This window comes from Paenibacillus sp. J22P90 (assembly GCF_059692195.1).
On sequence record NZ_JCAUAY010000004.1, the window covers coordinates 130,355 to 153,102 of the forward strand.

General features: G+C 41.1%; 28 protein-coding genes. 6 read left to right on the plus strand and 22 right to left on the minus strand.

All coding sequences use genetic code 11. The features are described from left to right. Window positions 1-29: 29 nt before the first annotated feature. The 8 genes from AC58UX_RS14810 to AC58UX_RS14845 all read right to left on the minus strand — a co-directional run bounded on the left by AC58UX_RS14810 (window position 30) and on the right by AC58UX_RS14845 (window position 6,988). The gene (locus AC58UX_RS14810; RefSeq protein WP_497253914.1) at window positions 30-2,267 is read right to left on the minus strand and encodes an alpha-galactosidase; all 2,238 of its coding nucleotides are present in this window, start codon (window positions 2,265-2,267) and stop codon (window positions 30-32) included. A gap of 113 nt (window positions 2,268-2,380) precedes the next feature. After that, window positions 2,381-2,980: a class I SAM-dependent methyltransferase gene (locus AC58UX_RS14815; protein ID WP_497253916.1), complete on the minus strand. Its 600-nt coding sequence runs from the start codon at window positions 2,978-2,980 to the stop codon at window positions 2,381-2,383. Window positions 2,981-3,085: 105 nt separating this feature from the next. Continuing rightward, window positions 3,086-3,550: an NUDIX hydrolase gene (locus AC58UX_RS14820; protein ID WP_497253918.1), complete on the minus strand. Its 465-nt coding sequence runs from the start codon at window positions 3,548-3,550 to the stop codon at window positions 3,086-3,088. Between the two features lie 35 nt (window positions 3,551-3,585). Then, window positions 3,586-4,056: a DinB family protein gene (locus tag AC58UX_RS14825; RefSeq protein ID WP_497253920.1), complete on the minus strand. Its 471-nt coding sequence runs from the start codon at window positions 4,054-4,056 to the stop codon at window positions 3,586-3,588. A 91-nt stretch (window positions 4,057-4,147) separates the two neighbouring features. Continuing rightward, on the minus strand, window positions 4,148-4,537 hold the full coding sequence (locus AC58UX_RS14830; protein WP_497253922.1) for a hypothetical protein: 390 nt from the start codon (window positions 4,535-4,537) through the stop codon (window positions 4,148-4,150). Window positions 4,538-4,561: 24 nt separating this feature from the next. Continuing rightward, window positions 4,562-4,801 (minus strand): hypothetical protein, encoded by a 240-nt coding sequence (locus AC58UX_RS14835; RefSeq protein ID WP_497253924.1) that lies wholly within the window; start codon window positions 4,799-4,801, stop codon window positions 4,562-4,564. 43 nt (window positions 4,802-4,844) lie between these two features. Further along, complete coding sequence (locus AC58UX_RS14840) at window positions 4,845-5,399, minus strand: histidine phosphatase family protein (RefSeq protein WP_497253926.1); 555 nt, start codon at window positions 5,397-5,399, stop codon at window positions 4,845-4,847. 62 nt (window positions 5,400-5,461) lie between these two features. Further along, window positions 5,462-6,988, minus strand: a complete 1,527-nt coding sequence (locus tag AC58UX_RS14845) for a copper amine oxidase N-terminal domain-containing protein (RefSeq protein WP_497253928.1) — start codon at window positions 6,986-6,988, stop codon at window positions 5,462-5,464. Between the two features lie 292 nt (window positions 6,989-7,280). Between AC58UX_RS14845 and AC58UX_RS14850 the strand changes: the two genes are divergently transcribed. Beyond that, window positions 7,281-8,060 (plus strand): hypothetical protein, encoded by a 780-nt coding sequence (locus tag AC58UX_RS14850; RefSeq protein ID WP_497253930.1) that lies wholly within the window; start codon window positions 7,281-7,283, stop codon window positions 8,058-8,060. 54 nt (window positions 8,061-8,114) lie between these two features. On the opposite strand, the gene AC58UX_RS14855 is transcribed toward AC58UX_RS14850, so the two are convergent. From AC58UX_RS14855 to AC58UX_RS14875, 5 genes are all read right to left on the minus strand, one after another. Continuing rightward, a complete protein-coding gene (locus AC58UX_RS14855) occupies window positions 8,115-9,317 on the minus strand; it encodes a Bcr/CflA family efflux MFS transporter (protein WP_497253932.1) in 1,203 nt (400 codons plus the stop codon). A 97-nt stretch (window positions 9,318-9,414) separates the two neighbouring features. Then, window positions 9,415-9,963, minus strand: coding sequence for a GrpB family protein (locus tag AC58UX_RS14860; protein WP_497253934.1), 549 nt, complete (start codon window positions 9,961-9,963; stop codon window positions 9,415-9,417). Window positions 9,964-9,971: 8 nt separating this feature from the next. Further along, on the minus strand, window positions 9,972-10,493 hold the full coding sequence (locus tag AC58UX_RS14865) for a DNA topology modulation protein (protein WP_497253936.1): 522 nt from the start codon (window positions 10,491-10,493) through the stop codon (window positions 9,972-9,974). Window positions 10,494-10,640: 147 nt separating this feature from the next. Next, window positions 10,641-11,870 carry an MFS transporter gene (locus AC58UX_RS14870; protein ID WP_497254858.1) on the minus strand — a complete coding sequence of 410 codons (1,230 nt, stop codon included), beginning with the start codon at window positions 11,868-11,870 and terminating at the stop codon, window positions 10,641-10,643. Window positions 11,871-11,895: 25 nt separating this feature from the next. Beyond that, window positions 11,896-12,357, minus strand: coding sequence for a MarR family winged helix-turn-helix transcriptional regulator (locus tag AC58UX_RS14875; RefSeq protein ID WP_497253938.1), 462 nt, complete (start codon window positions 12,355-12,357; stop codon window positions 11,896-11,898). 293 nt (window positions 12,358-12,650) lie between these two features. Between AC58UX_RS14875 and AC58UX_RS14880 the strand changes: the two genes are divergently transcribed. Continuing rightward, window positions 12,651-13,358, plus strand: coding sequence for a DNA alkylation repair protein (locus AC58UX_RS14880; protein WP_497253940.1), 708 nt, complete (start codon window positions 12,651-12,653; stop codon window positions 13,356-13,358). 76 nt (window positions 13,359-13,434) lie between these two features. Here AC58UX_RS14880 and AC58UX_RS14885 read toward each other — a convergent pair whose 3' ends face one another. Continuing rightward, the gene (locus tag AC58UX_RS14885) at window positions 13,435-13,878 is read right to left on the minus strand and encodes a cell wall hydrolase (protein WP_497253942.1); all 444 of its coding nucleotides are present in this window, start codon (window positions 13,876-13,878) and stop codon (window positions 13,435-13,437) included. Between the two features lie 176 nt (window positions 13,879-14,054). Here AC58UX_RS14885 and AC58UX_RS14890 point away from each other — a divergent pair, with 176 nt between their 5' ends. After that, window positions 14,055-14,219 carry a cold-inducible protein YdjO-related protein gene (locus tag AC58UX_RS14890; RefSeq protein ID WP_497254860.1) on the plus strand — a complete coding sequence of 55 codons (165 nt, stop codon included), beginning with the start codon at window positions 14,055-14,057 and terminating at the stop codon, window positions 14,217-14,219. A gap of 233 nt (window positions 14,220-14,452) precedes the next feature. Continuing rightward, complete coding sequence (locus AC58UX_RS14895) at window positions 14,453-15,211, plus strand: GT-D fold domain-containing protein (RefSeq protein ID WP_497253944.1); 759 nt, start codon at window positions 14,453-14,455, stop codon at window positions 15,209-15,211. An 18-nt stretch (window positions 15,212-15,229) separates the two neighbouring features. On the opposite strand, the gene AC58UX_RS14900 is transcribed toward AC58UX_RS14895, so the two are convergent. Genes AC58UX_RS14900 through AC58UX_RS14910 form a run of 3 tightly spaced genes read right to left on the minus strand, consistent with a single transcriptional unit; the run spans window position 15,230 to window position 17,049 of the window. Then, the gene (locus AC58UX_RS14900) at window positions 15,230-15,802 is read right to left on the minus strand and encodes a dihydrofolate reductase family protein (RefSeq protein WP_497253946.1); all 573 of its coding nucleotides are present in this window, start codon (window positions 15,800-15,802) and stop codon (window positions 15,230-15,232) included. 20 nt (window positions 15,803-15,822) lie between these two features. Then, window positions 15,823-16,671, minus strand: coding sequence for a GNAT family N-acetyltransferase (locus AC58UX_RS14905; protein WP_497253948.1), 849 nt, complete (start codon window positions 16,669-16,671; stop codon window positions 15,823-15,825). A gap of 3 nt (window positions 16,672-16,674) precedes the next feature. Further along, on the minus strand, window positions 16,675-17,049 hold the full coding sequence (locus AC58UX_RS14910; RefSeq protein ID WP_497253950.1) for a hypothetical protein: 375 nt from the start codon (window positions 17,047-17,049) through the stop codon (window positions 16,675-16,677). A gap of 164 nt (window positions 17,050-17,213) precedes the next feature. On the opposite strand from AC58UX_RS14910, the gene AC58UX_RS14915 reads away from it, so the two are divergent. Beyond that, complete coding sequence (locus AC58UX_RS14915; protein ID WP_497253952.1) at window positions 17,214-17,987, plus strand: CPBP family intramembrane glutamic endopeptidase; 774 nt, start codon at window positions 17,214-17,216, stop codon at window positions 17,985-17,987. An 86-nt stretch (window positions 17,988-18,073) separates the two neighbouring features. Here AC58UX_RS14915 and AC58UX_RS14920 read toward each other — a convergent pair whose 3' ends face one another. From AC58UX_RS14920 to AC58UX_RS14930, 3 genes are all read right to left on the minus strand, one after another. Beyond that, on the minus strand, window positions 18,074-18,535 hold the full coding sequence (locus AC58UX_RS14920; RefSeq protein WP_497253954.1) for an LURP-one-related family protein: 462 nt from the start codon (window positions 18,533-18,535) through the stop codon (window positions 18,074-18,076). A 163-nt stretch (window positions 18,536-18,698) separates the two neighbouring features. Then, window positions 18,699-19,451 carry a DNA polymerase beta superfamily protein gene (locus AC58UX_RS14925; RefSeq protein ID WP_497254862.1) on the minus strand — a complete coding sequence of 251 codons (753 nt, stop codon included), beginning with the start codon at window positions 19,449-19,451 and terminating at the stop codon, window positions 18,699-18,701. A gap of 27 nt (window positions 19,452-19,478) precedes the next feature. Further along, the gene (locus AC58UX_RS14930; RefSeq protein ID WP_497253956.1) at window positions 19,479-20,015 is read right to left on the minus strand and encodes an NUDIX hydrolase; all 537 of its coding nucleotides are present in this window, start codon (window positions 20,013-20,015) and stop codon (window positions 19,479-19,481) included. Window positions 20,016-20,244: 229 nt separating this feature from the next. Here AC58UX_RS14930 and AC58UX_RS14935 point away from each other — a divergent pair, with 229 nt between their 5' ends. Continuing rightward, a complete protein-coding gene (locus tag AC58UX_RS14935; protein WP_497253958.1) occupies window positions 20,245-21,585 on the plus strand; it encodes an MATE family efflux transporter in 1,341 nt (446 codons plus the stop codon). 279 nt (window positions 21,586-21,864) lie between these two features. On the opposite strand, the gene AC58UX_RS14940 is transcribed toward AC58UX_RS14935, so the two are convergent. Further along, a complete protein-coding gene (locus AC58UX_RS14940; protein ID WP_497253960.1) occupies window positions 21,865-22,323 on the minus strand; it encodes a type II toxin-antitoxin system VapC family toxin in 459 nt (152 codons plus the stop codon). A 13-nt stretch (window positions 22,324-22,336) separates the two neighbouring features. Continuing rightward, a complete protein-coding gene (locus AC58UX_RS14945) occupies window positions 22,337-22,639 on the minus strand; it encodes a hypothetical protein (RefSeq protein ID WP_497253962.1) in 303 nt (100 codons plus the stop codon). Between the last annotated feature and the right edge of the window lie 109 nt (window positions 22,640-22,748).

The following is a 22,748-nucleotide window of genomic DNA, read 5'->3' on the forward strand; positions in this document are numbered from 1 at the left end:
GGCTGCCAATGACGGCAGCCATCTTTACCCTAATGATTATCCACTTTCTCTGAATCGGCAGCTTTTAAACGGAAAAATAAACTTTGGTAATCTCCCTTGAGAGCTGGTAGAACATAACCTACTCGCTGGAGATAGTCACCTCCGAAGATGTCAACTTGACTTATTCCCCCGCTCGGATCCCCGAACAAAAGGCAATAATCGAGCCGTTCGTCAAGACCTTTAAGCCGTATCCTTTTGATAGGACCTGCAACGGCAGCTTGCACTTGAAAGTAGAATACTACCGCTTCCTGACGATCATCCGTTACAAACATCCACGCAGCTTCACCTACTTCAAAAGGGTTCAGTAAGCGATAGAAATCACCAAATTGCACAATTCCTCTGAAATCTTTATAGGATGCAACTTGCATGCCAATCACAGATTTCTCATCTTCCGACAGCTTCGTTAAATCGAGTTGATAGCCGAATGATCCTGACATTGCTGCATAGCCGCGAGTGTGCAGAGGCGTCGTTCGGCCAATTTGATGGTTTGGCACCACGGACACATTCGCGCCCATTGTCACCGGCGGATACACGAGACTAGTGCCGTACTGAATTTGTAAGCGACTCACTGCGTCGGAATTATCGCTCGCCCATGTTTGCGGCATATAGTACAGCATACCTGGATCGAAGCGACCACCACCACCTGCACAGCTTTCGAATAAAATGTGAGGAAACTTAGCTGTAATTCGTTCGAGCGCCTGATACAAACCGAGCATGTACCGATGTGCCGTCTCCCTTTGTCGCTCCTTCGGCAAAAGCTGTGAACCGATCTCTGTGAAATTACGATTAAGATCCCACTTCACATAGGAAATCGGCGCGCTTTGAAGCACATTTGAGACTGCATCAACTACATACTCGACAACATCAGCGCGAGACATATCAAGCACCAGTTGGCTTCGGCTTTCCGTCCGCCGCCGTTCAGGTACATGCAAGCACCAGTTGGGGTGCTGCCGATACAGGTCACTGTCCGGTGAGACCATCTCCGGTTCGAACCAAAGTCCAAACTGCATCCCTTGCTTCGCAATTCGATCAGCCAGATCTTTGAGGCCGTCTGGTAATTTGCTCTTATCAACAACCCAATCACCGAGGGAAGAATGATCGTCGCTGCGTTTACCGAACCAACCGTCATCAAGCACGAACAACTCTATGCCAAGCTTAGAGGCTTCTTTCGCGATGTTTTCGAGCTTAGCGGCATCGAAATCGAAATATGTGGCTTCCCAATTATTTATTAAAATTGGACGTTCCTTGTGGCGATGTGAGCCACGGCAAAGTCTGTCTCGATATAACCGGTGATATATACGGGACATACCGCCTAATCCTTGATCAGAAAACACAAGCACCGCCTCTGGCGTTTGAAAGGAGTCACCTGGCATCAACAGCCAGCTGAAATCAAACGGATTAATTCCTAACTGTACTCGCGTAGTAAAGAACTGATCCACTTCCGCATGAGCTAGAAAGCTGCCGCTGTATACGAGACTAAACCCGTATACTTCGCCAGTGTCTTCATTTGCACCCTTGGACAAAAGAGCAACGAATGGATTCTGCTGATGCCCGCTAACGCCGCGTCTGCTTTCAACCGTGTGTCCACCGGGAGTGAGAGGTCGCCGATATATGGCTCTTTCCCGCAGATGAGCGCCTGATAATTGCAGGAAGTCGAACTCAGAATGTAGCAAATCGACACTCATTGTTAGCACTCGCTGCAGTCTCAATGGTTCGTTACCGTTATGGACAAAACGAGTAGAACGAGTGATCGCATCATACGATGCGTATACGCTATAGGTCAGAAACACCGACAAATCAATTAATGAATCGTAAAGCTCAATCTCCAGCGTCTGCGCTTCCTCTTCCGATTCTACATACGTAGACGGCAAACCCGCTAAGCTAGGCTTTCCAGTTATTATCCGATGTGAACGGTATCTCAGATCGGTGACGGAAGAGCCATTAGCGAGATGGACTTCAAAAGCAGGAGATCGAAAATCTCCAGCCCCGTATGCCGGAAATTCCTGAGGAATTGTATCGGGGGAGTACGCTGGTTCAGAGGGATCGGGCCGTGGCGAGACCGTACTTCGGGCACGAAGCACTAAATTCCGGTGCAAGTAGTCGGAGCGCACTTTTTTTCCCCAGTACGTGTGAGCAAGCAGCCCCCATGGGGTAACTTGAAAAGCATAACTTGTTTTTTCCGTTATCAGATGGAACAACTGATGGGTTTCATCATAGTGAATCGGCATGCAGGCACCTCACAAGTAGGAATGATATGAAAGTCACTTGTAACCAACGTACCACTTCTTCCCTACCGATAGGAAGGTTAAAAATGCAAGGAAATGGGGAAATTCCTTTGAAATTAAGGCTTGTCCCAGGAAAAAAGGTAACGGAAATAGAACCGTCTTCGAATCTTTGCCCCCGGAAGCACTTCACGTGCCACTACCCGAATTTCCTTTATTGATTCTTTGGGCTCTGCAATGCGCACATTCGGATCTTTCATCCCCCCATGAAGTCGGTCCATGAGACGGATTGGGAATAGAAGAACTCCGGAGATGACCAAATCCATCAAAGATTTATCAGCTGCTAAACCAACAATAAGAAGTCGACCACCAGGTGCGAGAACTTGTTTCATTTTTAACAATGCGCTTCTCAAATCCATATGGTGTAAAGTTGCTACACAGATGACCGTTGAATAAAGCTCCTCTTGAGCAGGTACTGGCATAGTGAGAAAGTCATCGTTTAATATGGATACATTTGATGTAGTGGCAAGTCGAGTTTGTGCAAAAGCAATAGCATTCGGATCGGGATCGATACCGACAACTTGCTGGACGAAAGGCGCGAGCCGTTGAAGCAGTAATCCGTCACCACACCCGATATCGAGCACCCGTCCGCCCCTTACCTTTGCACTTTCCACTAACTCTTGGTGAAATGCTGTGTTGTGATTCCAATAATTGTCCATAGCTGCAATCAATCCCCTACTCTATCGGTTATGGGTTAAATTTCCATCCTCCCGATATAGACACTTTATTACGAATAAAGTTTCATTTTGGGACGAAATAACCGCTCAAAAATCATATTTGTTCTCTGCTTCTTTATACTTCACTCTATACTTCTTTAACTCGTTCTTATTCGCAATCGCTTTCCATTGAGCATACATCTTGTAGTATATTTCGCCATAGTTCAAGTCATCTGGTAATGACCTAACTAATTTTATTTCAGCGATCTCAAAGTCAGGTAACTCACCCAACTCCTCGATCTTCACATAGAAATTCATACCATAACTACCATTCATCAAATATATACCGAAAGGAATTAGCTCAAAATTCAAGGCACCTGTTTCTTCAAACAACTCACGACTTGCTGCCTCTAGAACAAGCTCATCTTCCTCTCTTTTCCCTCCAGGCAACTCCCATATTGTTCTGGCTTTATGCCTGATTATCATTAGTTTTTCATTATACTCTGCTATTAAAACGACATATTTTATTAAATCGTAATGAATTTCTGATAATTGAAAACTACGAATTTCCATATGTAAATCCCTTCATGACGCTTATCCTCATTTAATTATCTTACCGAGTTAATTTGTTTACGATGATGCTCATCATGTTCAATAAATTCCTCGATAATATAAATCAAAGTATAAGGTTTACCAGTGTGTGGGCAATGACTTACACCATTTGCTGTCGTTGGTCTTTCAATAGCCTCTTTAGATTCTAATAATAATTCACGTAGTTCTTTGCGAGTTTGTAAGAATTCATTTAATAAATCATTTTTTGGCATGTTTCTTGCATACGCGTAGCTTAACTTATTAAAAGAATCAAACTCGGGAAATTCTATTCCTCCCCCCCTTACTACTGACGGTATTACACTTGAGATTAGAAGCTTATCCCAATTCAATAAGTGTCCAATTATTTCTGCTGCCGTTGCTTTTCCTTCCGATATTGGACTTGTCCAATTTGAATCTGTAAATTCATAATCGTTCCAATTATTAGTGTATCTATCTATGATAATAAGTGTTTCGTTGTACGATGTCATTCATGTCGCCTCCAAGAAGTAGATATACATATATTACCACGAACGCCCTAATAATGAAACGTATGTTCCTGTTATTTGGAGGATTAGATTTTTAATTCTGTACCAACTCTTTCACTTTAATATCGCATATTTCATATTTTGATAAGAGAAGATATGAGGCAACATCAAACAAAAAATATTTGACTTCATCATATTTTTGGCTTTTCCTAATTATCTCAAATTCATAATAAACTCGATTTTCTTTTATCATGTCATTAATTAATTTGAATGCTTTTATTCTTCTGTCTTCTCCCCAAGTCCAACCTCTTCCGAAGCTATGGAGCATTTGAACATCTATTTTTTCTAAATTTGCATCAACCAAAATTTCAATACTGAATAATTTTCCTTTCTTTTTCTCAAATGAAGAATTTGTATAGAACTTCATTACACCTGTCCATTCAAACGATTCTTCTTTAAAATAATTAAAATCATCTTTTGTCATATGAAACCTCAATTCATTTAAATTTTAAATGGTTCTAATCATAACTATAGCAATTACAACTCCTCCAATAACTATGAAAACTCCTATAACCCTAGCCATCATTTTATCTGCCCATAAATGTTCTTTGCTTTTAGGTTTGTAATTTACGCCTAGTTGTCTTTTCAACGCACTTTTAGATTTTAAGATTACGAATAACCCATAAAGAATCCAAGCAATTGGGAAGATAAATTTTATCATTTCAACTATCATTATTTTTCCTTTCATTGTAAAATATTATTTTTCTTTAAATGGCTCTTAAAAGATGCTTTTAATCTTCCCAAAGTCTCACAACTTCAACTAATTTATCTCCTACAAATTCCAATCTATAAATATCTGGCATCGACGTCGATTCCCAAAATTCAAAATCAAACCGATCATTAAAATAATTCATCATTAATGTCATGATGTCGCCATGCGTACCCATGACAATTTTCTTTCCCTGATATGTATTCAAAATATTTTCTAACACATGAACCGCTCTTTGTTGTGCTGTTACAGTCGATTCACCAGCATCAAATGAAAAATGAATATCCGTATACACTTTGCGCTTGGCTTCCTTGAAATTCATTTCCGAGATCTGACCGATTTCCCTCTCTCTGAGGTCTTCAAATAGAACAATTTCATTTGCTGCAGCTGCAACTTTTATCGTCTGAATCGCTCTTTCATAAGGGCTAGATATAAAAATCTCAACATCTTCATCTTTTAAAATATCACTGATTTTAACAGCATCTAGCTTCCCTTTGTCTGAGAGTCCTCTTGTCCTTTCCATGCCTTCAATAAATGGTGACTCCGCATGTCTCACCATGTAGATGTATGTTTTCATAGTTCCTCCTTAATAGCTAGTAAAAAAAGCCTGATCTCTCAGGCTTTCCCCATTATTCAAAATCACTGATACAAATTAACTCGTCTTAAAACCCCAATATTCCCGTCCATAAACATAACATTTCCGTTCTCATCCAAAGAAAAGAACTCCACATTGAAAGGCACGGCTTCAGCAAGTCTGACGCCATATTCTTCATAAGTTTTTGTTGATGGTTTATAGAGTTTTGTGTTCACAGTGGTTTTTAACAAATCCACTATTTGGATGCTAGTTCCATCTGTGCTTAGTTTAAATAGTTTATTATCCGCAAAGTAGTAGAAATAACCGTCTCTAGCTGCTATCGAAGTTATTTTTTCGATTTCAAGCTTAGATACAAGTTGCATGGACCCGCCAGGAAGAAGTTTATACAGCGATTTCAAATCCTTATAGAGTACATACATCGAATCTTGATTGACCACAGAAATGATATTTTCTTTCGTAATGTTCTCAGGTAAAAGTAGCTCTCCGATCCAATTGGCTGGTCCACCTTTGTCTGCCTTGACAATACTTTTCTGAGTCGCATCACTGAAGTAAAAATGTTGACCATCTGGCGTCACGAAAAAATTCACATTCTGATTATTTGTGCTATCTGCAGCGTGATACGCAACCATCTCAACATTAGGGTAAATTTCATGGACAACTTGAGTAATTTTAGCATTATCAAAGCTGCCCTTTACAGTTGAGAGCAAGTACAACTTTTCTCCAATATCATCATAGGTTAGCTTGGCTGGAATTAACTCAGGAAAGGTAATGGAATGCTTTTGATTGGCCGAGTCCGAGAATTGAAAATTAAAACTATCGTTTAGAATCATTTTAATCTGCAGACCGTCATCGTTAGTTGCGTTGTACTGATAAATGCCATAGGTGCTAGAACCGCAACTGCTACCGTGATAATACGAATAATAACTTCCCGAATCACAAAATGTATTTGCTAATACAAAAGTTCGATGATCGTCAGTTGTTACCATACTAAGAGTTTTGGTTTTCGTCCCAGGTCCGCCGCCATAGGCCACAAACTCTAACATTTGACTAAGATTGTCAACATAAGGTTTGGCTAGCAGCTTTTTTGCAGGGGTAACTGGAGCAGCAGTGGCCAGAACTTGTAAAGTAATCTCTTTTGTCGCTGTATTGAAATCTACCTTTTGATGCAAGCTCTCTGCAATGAATCGTAACGGAACTAATGTTGAGCCATTTTTCATGATAGGTGCCTCATCCAAACCCACTAATTTTCCACCAAAAGTAGCTTTCTTGTCATTAATCGCTAAGGTAATAAGATCCTTTTGATTCATAATTGTAATTTCTTGCTTCTCTTCTTTCCAAATGACCTCGGCTCCAAGCGCTTCACTCACGAATCGTAATGGAACCATTGTCGTGTTGCCGATTAGAGTCGGAGGCACTGTCAAACTAGTCGTTTGCCCATTCAACTTAGCTTCAAAGCTGTCCAACTTTAGAATAATCTGCTTATTTCCGAGTGAATTAGTTTGAGCATATGTCAAATTTACGGGGAGCATCATAGCCAACAAGCAGATCATGAATAATAGTTTTCTTTCCAAAGAATACCCTCCACATCTTCTTTCCTTCATATAAAATCAAGCCTTACTCGCCAATAGCTCCCCAAGACGATCCATGGTCTGTTCGGCACCTGGGACAGCATACATTTTTATTTTATTAAAGGTATCGGCCCCTATATGAATATGAGTTCTCATATATAAAACTATAAGACTATTTTACAGGTGCCGTGTAATGGTAGGCAATGAAAATATTTCCTATTAAAATATCAGCAATTCAACTATATCAAAACTAGAAACTTTACATACATTAATATATCGCGAGGGGGTGAAATCATTGACAAATAACAAAAATGATGCAGCATTGTTAAGAAAGATTCAACTTCAGCTTATATCAATTAACAATAGCGTACTTCGCAATAGAGAGAATATTCGTAGATTTCGACAATCAGGAAATAAAAGCCTTTTATTAGTGCTCAGAAAACAACTCAAATTTATCAATACTAGAGTTCTTGTTAATCAGCACACGATTGGAACCAAACTAGTTCTCTCACGCAAAAAATACGATGTAAATACCTTGAAAGTCATTAAAAATCAACTTAAAGTTATCTACCGAAATATGCTTCTTAATCAAAAAATGATACGGAGTCTACTTGCATGCAGTATGTATGATGAAAACACCAAAAAGCAATTCAGATTGATGCTTAAACAAATTAATTTAATCAAAAAGAATCTTGTGCTGAGCATACGCATTGTGGATGGATTAATTCAACCACCGCCGGTTTCATGTCCTACAGGTCATATTTGTGTTCCTGTGCGTTTGATTCCAGGGTTAAGTTTGGAATTAGATATTGATCCAAGGGCAGTAAACATTAAAATCACGCTCAAAGTGTTTGGGGCTCCTGTGTTCTCAGGAACGATAAGTTTAACGAACCCAACACTTACGATCGGCGGAGAATTTGGTCTATTCCTTGCAGAGTTGTCGTTACGAATGGAATTCGGAGAAATTGCCAGAGGTCACTTTAGAATTATCTTAACGGGTCGAGCATGTATCGGGCCTCCTGTAGACTTTTTGCGTGAGTGTACAAGTTTCAATCAAATCATTTATGATCAATAAAAATAAAACCAGTCCCTCACGATGTAGTGGTGGACTGGTTGTTTGTTTCCTACATTATGCAACGCCACGCGAGCCTTTTCTTACTAAGAAGAAATAAGCCAGCATCGAAACGGCACTTGTCATTAAAATTATTACACCCAGCGGAACAGCGGTATCTTCACCTGCAATACCGACTAGCGGAGATACGATCGCTCCAAGCAAAAATGGTATGACCCCGAGCAGCGCTGCAGCACTGCCCGCCATATGAGCCTGACTCTCCATCGCAAGCGGGAAAGCTGCCGTTGAAGTAATACCGATGGCTCCCACGAAGAAAAATAGTGGAATGACCAATGCAAACAGCGGTCCATGAAAGATGGCCACTATTAATACAATGACACTCGCCAAAGCGGCTAACCATAAGCCCAAAAGAAGGAAAGCGTGCTCCGATACACGATGTGACATCCGCCCGACGATTTGAGAGCCGATGATCAGGCTAATCCCATTCGATCCGAACAAAAGAGCAAACACCGTCGGTGAGGCCCCGTAAATATTTTGATAAATAAATGGCGTTCCTGAAACGTATGCGAACACCCCCGCGATCATAATGCCCTGTGCGAGCATGTAACCCACAAACTGACGATCTCGCAAAAGCGAACCGTAGTTTCGTAGCTGCTCCACGAAATTACTTGGCCTGCGGCGATCAAGTGGCAACGTCTCCTTTAGCCTCCATTTGGTCATCGTAAATAAGAAAATCCCTAACAGTCCAAGGGATACGAATACACCAACCCAAGTCGTGATCGAAAGAACCCCACTTCCCGCAACTGGTGCCATGAGTGGACCCAAGTTCCCGACAAGCAAAAGCAATGAGAAAAATTTTGTGAGTTCATGACCACTGTAAAGGTCTCGTGCGATCGCACGGGAAATGACAATGCCCGCGGAAGCGGCAAATCCCTGTACGAAGCGGAATGTGATCAGCATTCCGATATTCGGCGAAACTGCGCAAGCTAACGAGGCAACAGCATAGACAGCCATGGAGATCAGGAGCGGATTGCGTCTACCATAGACGTCGCTCAACGACCCCATAACGAGCTGTCCGATGCCGAGTCCTAGTAAGCAAGCAGTCAAGCTAACCTGGACCAGCGAAGCTGTCGTATCAAATTGCTTCACAATCTCCGGAAACGCCGGTAAATACATATCGATGGTAAAAGGCCCGAGTGTGGAAAATATGCCTAGCAGCATAGCTAGTCGAAACACATTCTGCTTATTTTCTTTGGTCATACGACAGCAGATCTCCTATTCTTCAATCCTTATCCGACTCTTTATCTCTGTGTCAGTCGTTAAATCCTATCACAACTGTATGCATTTCGGCAACAGTTTATATATCAGTTTTCCCAGGTTTCCATCCAGTCCTCTGGCTCCACTGACTTGCTTCATTCATTATCCTCCAGATAATGGGATTCTTGCCTTCAACATATAGATGACGCTCATGCGCTTGCCCGTATCGTTTCATTAAAGAGTATTTCTCTTTTATATACAGATCACAAAATTCCTTATGCGTACGTAAAAAGTCTCTAAACAATAAAGCGAATTGTTCTGACCAACTTCCTGTTTCACGTACATGTATATGTGTTCTCTTCATTCCGTCACTTTCACGAAAATAACGTTTCGTCTTATCTAAGTTGTCATCTCGATACACGTAACCAATCGACTCCATGCGTGATTTATAACTCATAGGCTCAAGTTCTTGAACAGAAATTTGGATATCCACGATCGGCTTCGCATCTAGTCCAACAATCGATGTCGAGCCGATATGATCAATACGAATCGCAATATCTCCTAATACTTGCCTAAGTAAGCTTCCAGTACGAATGAATTCCTCTTTCCACTTTTCGTTATATGGAACAACAATAATTGGCTCTGCCATGGCTCCTCCTAGGTTTGGAATTGACTCATTACATTTCTAACTTCCCGTAGTGTTTTAAGAATGATTATGTTCTTATCCTTTTCATATTGGTTTAGTTTTTCGAGTATTTTTGGTCTGCTATGCTTTCTAAAATGCCATACCCAGTTAATGAATGCCCATTCTAATTGTTCCGGACATCCCTCATTCAGATCAGGTCGAGTTTTTCCATGATATTTAATTCTTCGTTTCAAGACTCTATATGTCGTAATCAAAGGATGTAAATCAAAGAAAATGATTGTATCCGCTCTAGAAATTCTTAAATCTAATGTTCTGTTATAGTTTCCATCTATAATCCATTCATCTTTCAGAATGAGTTCTTTTAGAAATTCATCCCATTCGTCATTGGGCGTAGCGATCCACCCCGGTTTCCAATAATAAGCATCTAAATGGAACAAAGGTAATCCTAAGATTTCAGAGAGTTTAGTTGAAAAAGTTGATTTTCCTGACCCGCCAGATCCTATGATCATGATTCTCTTCTTTGCTTGCGACATTGTACTCTCCTCTTATTGTTTTTAAAATGCAAATAAAATTCGCTTCCTACATTACAATATCTTTCCATTTCCTTCTCGTAATCCCTCTTCTAGATAAATAAAAAAAGGCATTCCCATCCAACTAAGGACGAGAACTACCTTATTTGTTCATGAACCAACCACAACGTCACTCCTATTTCTAACACGTCTAGTCGCCATGAAATACTGCAGTGCTCCGAGCACGACGAACATGGCCATGATACCTGCCGAGTATCTATACATCACGGAGTAATTAGTTACCGATGATATAGCACCAAGGAGAATGGCGCCGAGCGCAACGCCGAGATCCGTTGAATTGTAAAACATGCTGTTTGCCATGCCATACTGTTTCGGATCGGAAGATCGCAGCATCCAGGCTTGAATCGTGGGCTGAATAGCACCGAACCCGACGCCATAGAGCAGCGCGGATAGGATCAGCATAGGCATGGCATGTGTATTCGAGAGCACGACCATGCTGGCTGTGACGAACAGCCCCGCGGGAATAAGCACTGACGCATGACCGAAGCGGTCGAAGATACGTCCTGAGAACGGTCGAACAAGAATAATCGTGACGGCATTGAATAAAAAGAATAAGCCGACCTGCTCAATATGCACATAATCGCCGAACAATGCGAGAAAACTAAGCAGACCGCTATACGTAATGGACAATAACACATTCAGCATTGCGGGAAATAACAATTTCCTGTTGAATCTCGGCTTCGATGCCCCAGTGGGCTTCACGACTTCTTGAACAGGCACTGTTTGCTCAGCAGGGATTGTTTCCCGTTTAGAACGGGACAACCACAACACCGGGAAGATCACCACGGATGTAATCAATCCGATCATCGTCAATTGCATGAATCCGGCTTGTTTCATGACATTCAGCCCAATCGACGGGCCAATCGACATGGCAAGACTCGTCGATAATCCGAAATAACCGATTCCCTCGCCCATTCGGCGCAACGGGATAATACGGGATACGAGTGTCGGCAGTATCGTGCTTGCCATCCCGAAACCGATGCCGTAACCAATGCGCAGAGACAATAACGTGGCAAAAGAGCCCGCGGTGGAGTAAAGCGCCGTCGTTGCCGCAGCGATAATAAGGCCCGCGAGCAGCAGCTTCATCCGCGACACACGCTGCATGAGCGCTGCCGTGGCAAAGCGCGATACGATGGCCGCCATCGCGAATACAGACGTCACCAGGCTGACCTTGATGTTGCCTGCATGAAATTCATCTTTCACATACGCTGGGAAAGACGATAAAAGCATTTGCAAACTTAAAAATAATAGAAAAAAACATAAGGTTAACGCGATGAACGACCTCGTCCATAAAGGTGTGTTCTGTTGCTCTTGCTGCACGGTTAATTCATCTCCGATCAATATTTCAGTCTTCTACCTGATATGTCTGTCCAAGCTTCCCTTCAATATGAAGTTGAATGCGATGAAGCAGCTCCATCATCGTGTCGTATTCCTCATCCGATATGCACGCTTTTACTTCCGCAGTCACACTGTCTTCAATAGGTGTCGTTTCGCGGATAATGGATTGTCCAAGCTCCGTGCTATAGACAAGAAACGATCGACGGTCTCGGTCGCCTGCTTTTTTATAGATTAGCCCCTTCTTCTCCAAATGATCCAAAATCCTTGTCGTCGTTGGCTTGTCCTTGCTGGTCCGTTCGGCAATTTCTCGCTGAATTAATCCTTGAGCACGGTCGATCTGATTAAGCGCCGACCACTGTTCAGGCGTAATCCCATATTCGCTTAGTCGCTGTTGAAACAGAGCGGTCAGCTTCCGATGCGTAACGCCCATGGCGAATCCGATTGGCAGTTTGCGGGGTTCTGTTGACATGTACAAACCTCTCTTGTAAATAGTTGTTTAGACAACTATATGTTAGACAACATGTTATGTCAAGGTTATGAAACAGGCATACAACAAAAAAGTGCCCACAAGTCCAGAAAGACTTTCGCGGCACCTACTAGGGGACAGTTATGTATTTTTTCAGAAAATATCTCTTATATATCATTCTTCACATGACTCATGACTTACTTTTATTGTATTTAGAAGTTTGATATGATGATGAGAACAATCGTTAATTCTAGTCCGTTTGAGTTATTATTTTAATCTTTGAAGGACGTGTAAAAATGAACTTAGAATCGGTTATGCAAGAGCTCGAGGCTCTCGGCAAAGAACGCACCAAAAAAATGTATATGTCCAATGGCGCGCAAGAACCGGTTTTTGGTGTGGCCACAGGCGCTATGAAGCCCATTTTCAAGAAAACGAAAATAAATCAACCTTTGGCGGAGGAATTGTACCAAACTGGCAACTATGATGCCATGTATTTTGCAGGCATTATCGCTGATCCCAAAGCGATGACGAAAGCAGATTTCGATCGTTGGATCGATGCGGCTTATTTTTATATGCTGTCTGATTATGTGGTATCTGTAACCTTGGCAGAAGCGGATATTGCACAGGAAGTTGCCGATGCATGGATCGCAAGCGGCGAGGAACTGAGAATGTCAGCGGGCTGGAGTTGTTACTGCTGGCTTTTGGGTAATCGCCCTGATCATGAGTTTTCTGAAAGCAAACTAGCCCAAATGCTTGATTTAGTAAAAAATACGATTCACACTGCTCCTAATAGAGCGAAATATTCGATGAATAATTTTATCTTCACAGTGGCAACCTCCTATACGCCGTTGCATGAAAAGGCGGTAGAGACAGCTGAGGCAGTAGGTCAAGTTGAAACAACGAACAGCAGTAATAAGAGCAGTGTTATCCATGCCTTGCCTAATATTCAAAAAGCGATAAGTAAAGGTCAGATTGGCTTTAAACGTAAGCATGTAAGGTGTTAATAGTAGCGAAAAAGGGCAGCAGATCACTCGATCGGCTGCCCTTTTTATGCCATTCTTTTTTGATCCTTTAATCCGATTAAAATGTGTTATATACATTTTCACATTCTTTCGCAGTTGGCTCATAAAAGCAGTGCTTCTTGTATCGTCCCGCGTGTGGCTGATTGTACCAGGTCGGCGGACATGGCCCGGGATTATCGAACGTTCCCGGACGGAAATACCAAAGTGAGAATTTCGCTGGCCACTGCCTCTCCCCTTCTACTGCCCGACGTGCAATACGGCGTTCTCTTTCTCTAGCATTTTGATAGTACATCCCATGCTGCAGCGCTTCGAAGGCATGCGGCTGGTTGATCATCTGCGGGATGGTTCGGATGTTCTTAAAATCGGAGCAATTCGCTCGGATTCGATTAATGCCCACATTGCCAACAAGGAACATCCCCTGTTCGCCTTCGCCCACAGCTTCGGCGCGAAGCAACCTTGCCAACATATCAATATCCTGCTGCCTGGCTTTTACGACTGCCATCGGCTCACCTCTTCTAAATGTATGTCTAGACCCATCATATTGTAGGTGATGCGGAAGTGTTACTCGCGCATAAGGTTAATTCCGTTGAATGAAGATTCTTCCATTCGGGTAGGTTAAGTCATGCAGGAGGTGTGCAATCATTGGAATCCGAATTAACCAAACCGGAATTATCCCCTATGCCCATATGGAGATGCAAAGATAACAGCTGTAAAGCATGGATGCGCGAAGAATTGGCTACTTCGTTAAATCCGGAGTGTCCCTTATGCAAAGGCAGCATGATCAAAAGCATTAAGCATTTGCCAAAGCTGGTGAAAAAGAACCCACGCAAAAAAACAAAATAGCCATCACAAAAATCCCAGCGAGGAGCTCCCGCCGGGATTTTGTTTGCATACGGATAATTGAATTTCTAAATAATCGATGCAACCGTCCCAAATACGGAAATAGTATTCGACACCTATTTTCTTAACTGACGATTAAAGTTAGGACAGTATCTTGCCCTTTGGAAAATACATTTACATATGATACGAGAGATAGATCTGTAGTTACATTTTAATAAAAAGGGAGAATATATGGCATGATTTATAACGCATCAACACGTAGAAAAATCATAGAAGCACGTTATGGGCGCAAAACGGTCGGTCCTACTTACGTGTATAAGCGGCTGGAGCAATCGATTCGGTTGAAAAAACCGATTTCGATCATTCGGATCGGGGATATGGTGGCGAAACTGCTTGCACGGAGAGAATTAAACACGTTGAATGAAGTGTCAGCATTTTTAGGCGTTGATCTTCCCCCTTCTCGTAAATTGCTGAAGGAATTAGATCAAGCAGTTCGCGATGCTGATATTGTTGGCGTATCCCACTTCGGGCCTAGCATACCACTTATTCAATTGTACATGAAGCGATCTGGCTGGCGCCCTGTGATCATGACCGATGCATTTATCAACGATCAACTGTACGAAAATGGGTACTTACAGCGATTGATTCGTAATCATCGTGTAGCCCTTATCGGGCGTGCGGCCCCCATGGCTACCAAACAATTAGCTTCAAACAATATGCGCGTGGTAATGACCATACCCCTCAATCACTATAAAGAAATCGGTTCGGCGATGCAAAAACTCAGCAAACACCGGAACGACATCGATCTTGTGATGGTCGGCGCCAGCGTGCCGGGTAGAATTATGGTCCCCCTCATCGCCAAACGTCTCGGAATATCTGCCATTGAAATCGGTCATATGATGGACGCATTTTCTGATCCGAAATCTTGGTCTCCGAAAGAAGACAATCGCTTGAAGTTTAAGCGGAAATGGATGCAGAAGTTGAAGAAAGCGTGAGGTTAACCAGTCCCTTATTTATTTCCCATCCAAATGATAGATTAGTTGTACAACGCCAGAGGAATACGGTTTAGTTTGCACCAACTTTAGATTCAATCTCTGTTTGATATCCGTAAACAAAGGCTTCCCTTCTCCCAAAATAACCGGGTGAACCGATAATCTAAATTCGTCAACAAGCCCTAAATCGATAAAAGTCGTAATCAGACTTGCCCCGCCATATAGCCACATGTCTTTTCCAGGCATAATCTTTAACTTATTCACTTCTTCAAGAATATGATCATTTATGAAAATGGCTTTATCATCCGTCGCTTGTTTTGATCTAGAGAACACATACTTAACTTTACTATGTACTAATTCCCAGAGTTCTTTTTCAGCAGGATCAATATCTTCTATGTTTGGAGTAAATTGACCCCATAAATCGTAACTTTTTCTTCCGTATAAAATGGTATCAATTTGATTTAAGAAATCAGTAAATCCCATTTCAGCGTCCATAATACACCAGTCAATTTCCCCATTTTTCCCTTCAATAAAACCATCTAAAGTAACTGCTAGATCTAAAATTATTTTTCTAGGTCTTAAAGTATTAGTCATCGTTCTTCCTCCATTAACAATCACAGCGTTTTACGCAAGAATTCCGTAGTATACTTTTCTTTAAATCCAAGACTGTCATATAGACTTCGAGCATAATTCCCTGTAACACACCAAAGGTCAACATTTTCATTCCCGCGCCGATAGATTTCGTTGCATATAAACTTAACGAATTTTCTACCGATTCCAAGACCCTGAAGGTCTGTACGGACAGAAATACTACTTAATACATTACCATATAGATGGGCAAGGGCGACAATTTCCCCATTCAATTCGTAGATAAAGCGATCTCCTGCCTCCTCTTTCCATTCACTTCTTTCTTTTTCACTGGGCTCCGCAATCACAGAATCAGGAAAGTACCCGACACGGACGCGCATTTCATGAAATGCTGTGGCATACAGCGATTGACTGATAAGATAGTCATCGTCTGTGTACTGCCTCACCGGAAGCTCCTCTAGGGGAAATGGTCCGCCAGCTAGTTGCATAAAACTCGATGAAAAGTAATTATCATATCCAAGCTTGCGCGCAAACGCAAGAGATGTTTGATTTCCAGCCCGGTAAGAGCTCCTTACTTTTTGTGTGCCACCAGCCTGCAACTTGGATTCAGCATACTTGACCGTTGCAGAACCTATCCCTTGCCTACGAAACTGCGGAGCAACAAATACAGTTAAATAGGACTGTGTTGAAGGCTCATTCACTTGTGCAATGCCAACAAGCTTATCTTCTACAAATACGCTAATGAATAATTCCGGTTCTTTAGCAAGCAATCGAACAATGTCAGCACCAGCGTCGATATCATAATTTAGTAAATCTCTAGCGATTTTATAATCTTCTACATTGTAGCGTTCGTATCGGATACCTGGTATATGCATACTCTACGATCCCTCCGGTTTTATCACTCCAACTTGAAAATCGTCTTCATAAATTATTTTCCCAGGATTTGCACTCGTTGTCCTAACAAGTTCAACGTTGTACTTCTTCAGCATTTTAAAATAAAAGTCTAGTTCCTCTACTAAATTTTTAGCTTTATCATTTTCTTTAAACCAAGTTGTTGCTCCAATGGAATTACCATCCGAATAAAAAGGTGGGACAGGAAGCGCTTTTTCAAAGTATTTACGTTGTTCCCAATATATTTGTATTTCTTCATCCGTCATTCTTTTATTATCAACTAAATGCCAGACTGCAACAAATAAGCCCACTGGCATATTTGTCTTTGGGCTACTGTAATTTACATGGTATCTAAAATACATTTACTCCCCTCCAATGTGTAAAAGTTCAGTTTCCTAGTGGGTACCTCTAATCCTTTTAAATCAATCATAGCATAGTTACCTTAACGTCCAATTAAATATTCCTTTTTTATCCATTTCTCAGTATAATGGGAATTGTTTACATTTTGATAAAAGAGGTGTATAGCATGCGTATAAAGTCTGACCAACCATCCAAGGGTCGGCCAGTACTATTCTCGCTCTTCCTTGGCATTGTGCTGACTCTATTGATTTCTGTAGCATCTGCAATAGCGACTATTCAAGGCTTGGGTGATACTGGCATGATGGTTGCCCAAGGATGTGCATTCTTTATCATGGCGATCGCTGTTACACTGTACATGCGAAGGAAAGGCAGTACGATGTCCGACTATGGCTTCAAACGGCTGGCAGAAGGAAACCATAAAGCGGCGCTGTACTATGTTCCGCTCGGTATCATTGTCTTTGTTCAACCTGTGATTGGCGGATTGAATTTCGAATTGTCTTTAGGTAAGGTTGTTATCATTGTCCTTTTTTCTCTTGTGGTCGGGTATACTGAAGAGTCTGTCTTTCGAGGGATCATTTGGAAAAAGGTAAAGGAAAAAGGTTCACTGTTTTACATCCTGTTTTCTTCTATTTTCTTTGGTATTCTACATATGGCCAACGCTTTAAATGGCCGAGACTGGTTGTCGATTTTACTCCAGATCATAAACGCGTTGCTCATCGGCCTCATTTTAGCCTTACTGATTGAAATGACAGCTCGCATTGTCCCGTTAATCATCTTTCACTTTATGTTTGATGCAATGGCCCAGTTGACGAACCCAACAATATCTGAAAACGAAGTTTTTGTTGTTTCAGTGCTGAATATCTGCTACTTGCTCTATGGCACATATTTAGTTGTCATGCTAATACGCAAACGTAAAACAAACATTCAAATATCTGCCTAAGTAAATAGGCGACATATTGAGAAGGCTGCCGATCATGGATTCGGCAGCCTTCTTCAATGTTAATCCATATAGATTCCCGGATGCTACTATCCCTGATTACCCTCTACGGCGATCAATAGCACCGCGGCGGCTAAGCCTAAGCGACGATCAAGCTTGTTGTTGTCTGCGGAGAAATCAAGGTCAAGCTTTTGGACGAACGGGTTGAAATTTTGTTTGAATTCCGCGACCATAGTTCCGTTCATCTCTATGATGTAATTTTGAGGAATCAAATTCGTCAGAAACCTTCGCAAAAGAGCAAACAGCGCATTATCTTCCTTAATTAATCCGATCTCCGAATCATTAGGACCAAAAATAGCCCATTCATCCTTGAAGATCGACTTCATTCCTTTGCGTCGCAAAGAACCAACCTTTTGACCAGTTTCAACATCAACTACGTCGAAGATGGAGGAGAAATCAATAACACTTCGCGCTTGAATGCTGATCAACTCTTTTTGCATAGTTTCATCCCCGTATATACGGATGTCTTCCTTCAGCTTGAAGGCTTTCATCTTGGAGAACAGAATTGCCCTTTCATTCATATCGAAAATATCAATTTTAGCGCCAACTAAAGAAAGAATCTGTTTTCTTACCACGAACTTTGAATGATTGAATTTTGGATTCAAATCTTCACCCCTAATTTTTTTATATCTTCTACTTATTTCAACAATTGATTCAACAATCCTCTTGTTCCTTAAAGGTCAAAAGTTGACCCAACACTAAATTCCTAAGTAATTGCTGTAGTTTCTTATTTGTTTCTTCATTTGGTGTATGCATCGTATATAGCGGCTCTAGCTGCAAAACCTTTTTCTCCATATCTGTTATCAAACCTGAAAATTGTTCAAATGTTAATCCACCTTGTTTAATGTTCAGCATAAATTCTCTCTCAGAATTTTCATAATAAATGGATGATGCAAAATCAGCAAAATCCGTATCATAAAAACGCTGAATAAAATTTAAAAAATGAAGTGACATCATCGCCTTCTTTGTGTTGTAGCCATGTTTATTTATAATTGCCCTCTGCAAGTCCGAGTTTGGATTTTGTAAATCCTTCATTTGTCCATGGTACATACCAAAGCAGCTATTGAATAAATTATTTAAGTTTATCCTAGAAATTTCATCTCTCATTTCAACAATCTTATTTATTTCATATATATTGAATGTCTCAATTTCTACTGAATATAGCAGCTCTAAGAATGTTAAGTTGGAATTATAAAGTAATTTCTCCAGCTTTCTAACATCGTGGATCTCGACATCTTCAGATTCAGAAGTAGTAAAGTTCTTATAGACCACTCCAGAATACAGATCTTCAAATGTTGGCAAAACAAATAATTTAATATCTCTGTCGGATTTTTCATCATTCAGATTTCTATTAATGCTTCCAGATAAAGCTTTGAATACAACTTCTCTACCGTGTATCTTCAGAATTTATTACCTCCTTCTCTCGAATATGATCTATTTCCCATTATCTTTTGCATTTAATATGTCAACCGCTCTCTCAAGTATAGCTTTTTCTCGTAAAATCATAAATTTAGTCGAATAATCATCACAAATTAAAGCAGACTCATTCATCACTTCTAACGCAGCGTTTAGTGTCATCCACTCAACCTTCATGCCAAGTTGCATTTCGCTTTCACTTAGGTTTGTATCACTAAGATAATTGTGCGCTTTTGCAATATAACAGTAGGAAAACTGCATAAAATCATTTCTGTTCTTATGTTCCTCGATATAGCCTAATTCATGAATAATTTCAGCTTCATACCCTGTTTCTTCTTTGATTTCCCGTAAAAATGCATCCTCACTATTCTCGCCTTGATCTATCCCTCCGCCAGGTAGCTTGTATAAGTTGATTTCTGACATATACATCATCGCAACATTCAACTTGTCATCAACTAAAACACCTCTAGATCCATATCGCGATACGTAATCTAAAATTTCAGGGATTTCAGAACCTAGAATATCACTATCCGTAATTCTTTTGATCAATAGCATAAAAGCACCTACCTTGTTTAATGTTTGAATCTATCATTTCATAATTAACGTTACTTAATCTTACCATAAACAGGAAATGAATCATCTGACTTTCTTGTATTTCGATAAGCTTCCATTACGAGTCAATTTAAGCAATCATTTGCCCAACTTTTGCAATGAAAACGGTTCCGTCATACCTCAAGATAAAGAGAAGATCCATATCGTGTAGTATCGAAGGAGTCCTTCCCCCATGACGTATTCTAAGAAATTAAGCTTGTTTGCGATTACATGGCCAATATTTATTGAATCGTCACTTCAAGTGTTTATGCGAATCTCTGATACGTTTATCGTGAGTCATGTGTCGGATGAAGCTGTTGCAGCGGTAGGCGTTAGTAATCAGCTCATTATTTTTTTATTCTTGCTGCTCCAAGTCATTTCAACCGGATCGGCCATTGTTATTTCACAATATTTAGGCGCGAATAAAATTAAAGATGTCAAAAAGTTCGCCGCTGGAGCCATCACGCTGAATAGTATTTTCGGCTTATTGATTAGCTTGTGTATCGTTTTCTTCAGCAAACAGCTGCTCCAGCCTTTCGGTCTGGAACCAGAGACACTAGAGCAGGCGCGCATATACCTTTCTATCGTTGGAAGTGCCTTATTTATTCAAGCCATCAATCTAACCATTGCAGCCATAACACAGGTGCATGGTTACACAAGATATACAATGTCGGTCAGCCTAGGAATCAATCTCATCAATTTGACAGGCAGCATTTTATTTATTTTCGGTCCTTTCGGCTTTCCAAAGCTCGGCATTCCCGGTGTCGCTATATCGGCAGTATTCAGCCAATTGCTGGGACTAGTTATCTATAGCATGATTTTAACAAAAATCGTTCGCTTGAATTTATCCTTCAGGGACTTTTTCAAAGCGAGATTCACAGAAATGAAGAAAATATTATCCATCGGTATTCCCACTGCCGGAAGTCAGCTCACTTACTCAATAAGTCAACTGATGACGACATATTTTATCACTCAGCTTGGAGCTGAGATGCTTTCCACTCGGATTTATACGCAAAATATTATGACGTTCATTATGGTGCTAGCCATTTCCTTGGGTCGCGGGACTCAAATCATCATTGGTCGATTGGTAGGTGCAGGTGAAAAAGAGGAAGCTTACAAGCAATTGTTTCGCAGTTTGCTGCTTAGCCTATTTCTTTCGCTTACCGCGGTCACTTTGACCGTAGTGTTTAGGAAACAGTTGATTGGTATGTTTACCGACAACGTTGAAATCATTACATTAGGTGCTCTGTTGCTGACGTTTGGATTTCTTCTAGAGCCAGTCCGTTGCTTGAACATTATTATAGGAGAAGCCCTGCGAGCTGCGGGTGATGCGCGATTCATACTCCTAATTGGCGGTAGTCTAATCCTGGGACTATGTGTTCCGCTCACATATTGGATAGGCCTGCATTTGGGATACGGGTTAGTTGGTATGTGGTGTGTGTTCATCTTGGACGAAGCGTTGCGAGGGATTGTGTTACTTTTCCGCTGGAGAAGCCGAGCCTGGGAGAAAAAAGTGTTGGTGAGCAGTGAATAAATGCGTTAGGTTGGGTTGATCTATATACTACAAACACAACGAGTGCTGCCCAAAAGGCAGCACTCTCACATTTCTCATCAATACTTCAACAAACTTCCACGGTCATATGCCACGCCACATGAACAGCACGTCGTACCGAATAACAAATTATACGAATGTGGAAACTCGCGGTTTACCCGCTGCACTTCGCGGGCGAATTCAACTTCTCTAAACTATTCAGAATAGAGGTGAATGTCACAGATCTGTTTAAGGTAAACATAGTAAAGTCAATCAAATCTTTTAATGAGATGGGATGATCCGAATATCTTTATCCAATTGAGCGAGCATTTTGAGATTCCGATTGAATGTAAAGATGCGTTTTACTTGATAATAGGACATCGTCACAGCTGTATAGGCTTCGCTGAGCGAGAACCGGAGCTCGGGTCTATCGATAATGAGTCTGCGCGATTCTCTCTCAAATTCGTGTCCGCTGGAGATCACCGCAAGCTTGCCTTTACTCACGGCTTTTTCAATCGCGTTTAAGAAATATTCCGCCTGCTCATAGCTGTACTCATTGCGAAGCCATTCATGAAGATCGAATATAATGGAATTGGTCGTTACGTAATTACGTTCAAGATCATGAAAATCGAGAAATAAGGAACGAGCTTTCAAATACCGGGGGTCCTCAGGGTTCATTAGTGCGGCTAAAGCTGTATCATCTATAAAAATAGCATCGTGCGTACTCACGTGATCATTCATATGTCAGATCTCCTTAATCTTGTCTTTTACAAATCGCATCCAAATATAGCAGCGGGTTCTCTTCTTTTTGATCAACTGAAATGGGAGTTAACTCGTGTGTGGCGCTTGTTAAATATTGGACAAGGATATCGTTGACTATCGCTTCCACCGTTGTTTGCTGCATGTCTGCAATTGCTTGAAGCTCCACATAAGATTGCGGATTGAGTTCTATGATGCCTTCTTTAGGTTCATCACTTCTTGAAGAAATAAATTCTGAAGCGCTGGACTTCGCTTTTTCGATTTGATGTTGAAGGAAACGTTTGTAATTAGTCGCCATTGTGACTCACTCCTTTTGCATAGCATTTAATACGATTCGTCGAAATTCTCAGTTTTAGGGGGTTTTGATCAAATTTATGTTAGATTCAATATATGATTTCGTAGATAGG